Here is a 3,919-nt window from a genome sequence, read left to right as displayed (position 1 = left end):
ATTTAAATTCTTCATCAAATCTAAACATAATAAGAATTATTTGTCGAATTTAGAGGTGTCCTAAAATGGGGAAGCCTACAAGACAACATAGAAAGGAGTATGCAAAAGGATCTGAAAAATAAAAGCGTACAGATTTGAACACAAAAAAAGCCTAACTATTTAATTATCAGTAGTTAGGCTTTTATTTCTGTGGAGTCGCCGAAATGATTAGACTCCACATTATCTCTAATTAAGCGAAAAACAAGTTATTCAATACGTTGATTTACAGGTTTTTATATTTTATATGATGATCTCTTAGTTTTAGATAATTTTCACTCAGCGTACAAAAAGCGTACAAGTTTTACTTTAAAATCCAGGCTTTTAACCAGATGTTAAATTGATATGGCTGTTAGATTTGCTTTAATTCAATATAACATTGATTTCTTTGATAATATTTTAAAGCTTTGGCATCAAAAGGTCTCTTATTGCACTGTGTGCTTTTTGCTTTATTAGTATTGTTACCTATATTTACGTCATCCTTGATGGACCTAGTTATTTAATAATAACAAAATTATTATTAATCTTAAAATAGTTCATCATGGCAGGAATTTCTTTTCTATATCGTTCTTCCAAAGATAGGGCAAACTTAATTCTAAGATTAAGGTATACCTATAAAAATATAAAATATACTTTAGATAGTGATTCAAAAGTTGAAGTTACTAAAGAGTACTGGGAGAATATTCATACAAAAACTAACATTCGCGATATTAATAAAAAAAATGAAAGGCTTGTTTTAGAACAATACCTTTTCCAAATTCAAGATTTTATACTCAGAGAAGTAGAGGAGATGCCCATTAAACGTATAAATAAGAAATGGTTAGATAAGAAAATCAAACTATTTTATAATCCTACTATTGAGCAAAAAATACCTACGCGAATCATTAAGTATATTGACTATTATTTAGAATACCGAAAACATGAATTATCAAATTGTCATGTAAAGAAATACGCGACGCTTAAGACTAAACTCAGAAGCTTAGAAAAAGCTTTTGATGAACAGATCCATTTCAATACAATAGATGAAAAGTTTAGAAAGAAATTTGAAGCATACTATAGAGAATATGAATATGCTCAAAATACGCTTCAACGCGAATTTGTGAGTATTAAAACGCTATGTAATCACGCTAGAAGTTTAGGTGTCCATACTAATATGTTATATGATACTTTAACCTTTAAAAAGTATCGAAACGAGAATATTATTTTCTTTACAAAAGAAGAGCTAAATAAAATTAGTTGTTATGAATTTGAAGATGAATTTAAATATTTAGAAACTGCTAGAGATTGGCTTGTTATTAGCTGCTATACTGGACAGCGAGTATCTGATTTTATGCGCTTCAAAAGTGAGATGATTATGAAAATAGAAGGACGGAAAATTCTACAAATCCAGCAAAAAAAGACAAAAAAATATATTAGTGTCCCGCTACATGCTGAAATTGAGAAAATACTAGCCTTAAGAAATGGAGAATTTCCCAATGCACTTGTCGATCAAGAATACAATAAGCAAATTAAAGAACTAACAGAACTTATTGGTATCAATGATATAGTAGAGGGAGGTATGAGTGTTCAAACTACACATGGATATAGAAGAAAACTGGTTAAAGCAGAGAAATATAAATTTGTAACTACTCATATTGGGCGAAGAACATTCGCTACCCTTTATTATGGAAAAATGCCTACCTCTTTACTTAAAGACCTAACAGGACATTCAACCGAAGCAATGCTATTAACGTATATCGGAAAAAATAAATTAGAAAGTGCCATTTCTGCTTTTAAGTATATAGATACGCTATGATAGTATTGACACATAACGCCAACCACTACGATATACAGACAACAAACCTAATGAAAAAGATGATTTTGGATATTGCAATACTATTAATCACAAAATTATAATATTATGAAAAAAAGTAAAGAAATAGTAAAAAAACTAGATTACATTTTAAGCTTACTAGAGAGTAGGGTAATCACTGGAATTAAAGAAGTTCTAAACATTGATGATTTACAGGAATACACAGGATTTAAAAAATCGTATATCTATAAACTTGTGCACACCAATGCAATACCATTTTCAAAACCGAATGGCAAATTGCTATACTTTCAAAAATCTGAAATTGATCAGTGGCTTATTAAAAATAAGTCATTAAGTGAAGATTCTATAAAGGAAAAAACTCAGAATTATACGTTGAAAAAAATTAAACAATAATCCATTAGTATTAAAAGAAGCAGCAGCCTTTGGACGACCTCTTGTTTTTACAAATGCTTAGTTAGTCTATACTTAGGCTTAAAATTTATTTAACAAAAAAAGTTTTTTTGTTATTTGTGTAAAAAAAATAAAATATTCATGTGTATAAAGCAAAAATCAATGACAAATATGTAAATTTTAATGTATTTCTTGTTTATATTAGCATTGTAATACGTGGGCTCAGGGAGCTTAAATCGTATAAAAAACTGCAAAAAGCTGTCTTAGTTATTTAAGACAGCTTTTTGCAGATGCTATATTTTGAGTAATATCGTATTTTATAATTAGCGTTGTGTAAAGGGGCTATATATCTTATAGTTAATGACTGTCTTTATTTTACACTACTTAATCAATAGAAAAAAAATGGAAGTACAATTTTACAGTTAAAAAAATTAACTTAAACCACATGAATTAGATATATAGGTCTAAATTAAATCTACTAATTGATGGTTATTAGATTTAAAATTGCACTTATGTATTTTAAAGAATATATCTTTTTATCGTATTGCTATTTCTTACTCATCTAAAGTGAACAACAGTTTCAAAAGGAAAATAATAAGTAGATCTCTTAAGGGAAGTGTTATACTGTTTTTGAATTTGCAGGCAAGCGGTATTAAACGCTTTAAATTGTTCTGCAAGAATGATAGCTGATTTATACAAGAAAATATGGGAATAGAGTTGTTATTAAATGTAATTCGTTGAATGATAAATTGTTAATTAATTTTAAAGGTAGTTTATTGGGCTTTGTTAAAAATTTTAAATAGTTGTGATGAGTTATCAACTTAATTTGTCATAAGTTTGGTCGAAATTAACTTTACAATGAAACGAACAAACCTGTTGAAAAATTATTTCATAATTTGCTTCCTACTTTTTGGAGGTGTACATCAAACTATTGCACAATCGAAGGATGATGTAAAGCTCGGAGTGGGATTACAAGGATTAGAATTATCCGTAAACAAGAAAATATACCAGAAATTTTACTTCGAAGCTTATGCTGGCTTAGGAGGAGGATATGATGCTGTCGACGGGTTTTCTTATACTTTAGATTTTAAAAATTTAGTTCCTTTTACCAAAGGAATTGTAAAGTGGAATTACGTAGATCTTGATCGAAAAAGAAACTTTGTTTCTTTACAAGCCAAGTATTCCTTTGGTGATTCGGATCATCTAGACTTAAACAAAATACTTTTGACTGAAATAAATTGGGGGATTGAAAGACATTTTACAAAAAATTTTATTTTTGAAGCACATGCTGGACTTGGGCATCTAAAAGATTTCGATGTAGAAAAATCGCTTATTTTGCCTACGCTTGGGTTTAGTTTAAAATATCGAATATTTAGCATAGATAAGTAATTAGAGTATTGAAATAAAATAAAACCACTCGATTGAGTGGTTTTTGTTTTTTACAAATGCTTAGTTAGTCTATACTTAACTTTTATTTAATAAAAAACGTTTTAATTATTATTTGCTTGAAAAATAAATAATTTGTATAAGTATCATGGAAATTAACAATAAATAATTAAATTTTAATATAATTTGTTTTAATATAATTTTTTTATTTATATTAGCATTATAATACGTGGGCCTAGGGAGCTTAAATCGTATAAAAAATTGCGTCCAGCTGTCTTAATTATTTAAGACAGC

At 28.2% G+C, this 3,919-nt stretch carries 3 protein-coding genes; all 3 read left to right on the top strand.

Going from position 1 to position 3,919, the window contains the following annotated elements; all coding sequences use genetic code 11:
• Window positions 1-577 precede the first annotated feature (577 nt).
• The 3 genes from RH98_RS14780 (at window position 578) to RH98_RS14770 (ending at window position 3,628) form a co-directional block, all read left to right on the top strand.
• Window positions 578-1,831 (top strand): tyrosine-type recombinase/integrase, encoded by a 1,254-nt coding sequence (locus RH98_RS14780; RefSeq protein ID WP_010257235.1) that lies wholly within the window; start codon window positions 578-580, stop codon window positions 1,829-1,831.
• A 105-nt stretch (window positions 1,832-1,936) separates the two neighbouring features.
• On the top strand, window positions 1,937-2,242 hold the full coding sequence (locus RH98_RS14775; protein WP_010257232.1) for a helix-turn-helix transcriptional regulator: 306 nt from the start codon (window positions 1,937-1,939) through the stop codon (window positions 2,240-2,242).
• An 855-nt stretch (window positions 2,243-3,097) separates the two neighbouring features.
• Entirely contained in the window at window positions 3,098-3,628 is a 531-nt protein-coding gene (locus RH98_RS14770; protein ID WP_010257228.1) for a hypothetical protein, read from the top strand.
• Window positions 3,629-3,919: the final 291 nt, after the last annotated feature.

It is taken from the genome of Myroides injenensis M09-0166, assembly GCF_000246945.1.
GTDB classification, from domain to species: Bacteria; Bacteroidota; Bacteroidia; order Flavobacteriales; family Flavobacteriaceae; genus Flavobacterium; species Flavobacterium injenense.
Note: the sequence above shows the minus strand (reverse complement) of the source record. Positions and strands in the feature narration are given on the sequence as shown.

Bases quoted from the DNA above. Each gene is read 5' to 3' on its own strand.
- RH98_RS14780 (WP_010257235.1), top strand. From the start codon at position 578: ATGGCAGGAATTTCTTTTCTATATCGTTCTTCCAAAGATAGGGCAAAC.
- RH98_RS14775 (WP_010257232.1), top strand. From the start codon at position 1,937: ATGAAAAAAAGTAAAGAAATAGTAAAAAAACTAGATTACATTTTAAGC.
- RH98_RS14770 (WP_010257228.1), top strand. From the start codon at position 3,098: ATGAAACGAACAAACCTGTTGAAAAATTATTTCATAATTTGCTTCCTA.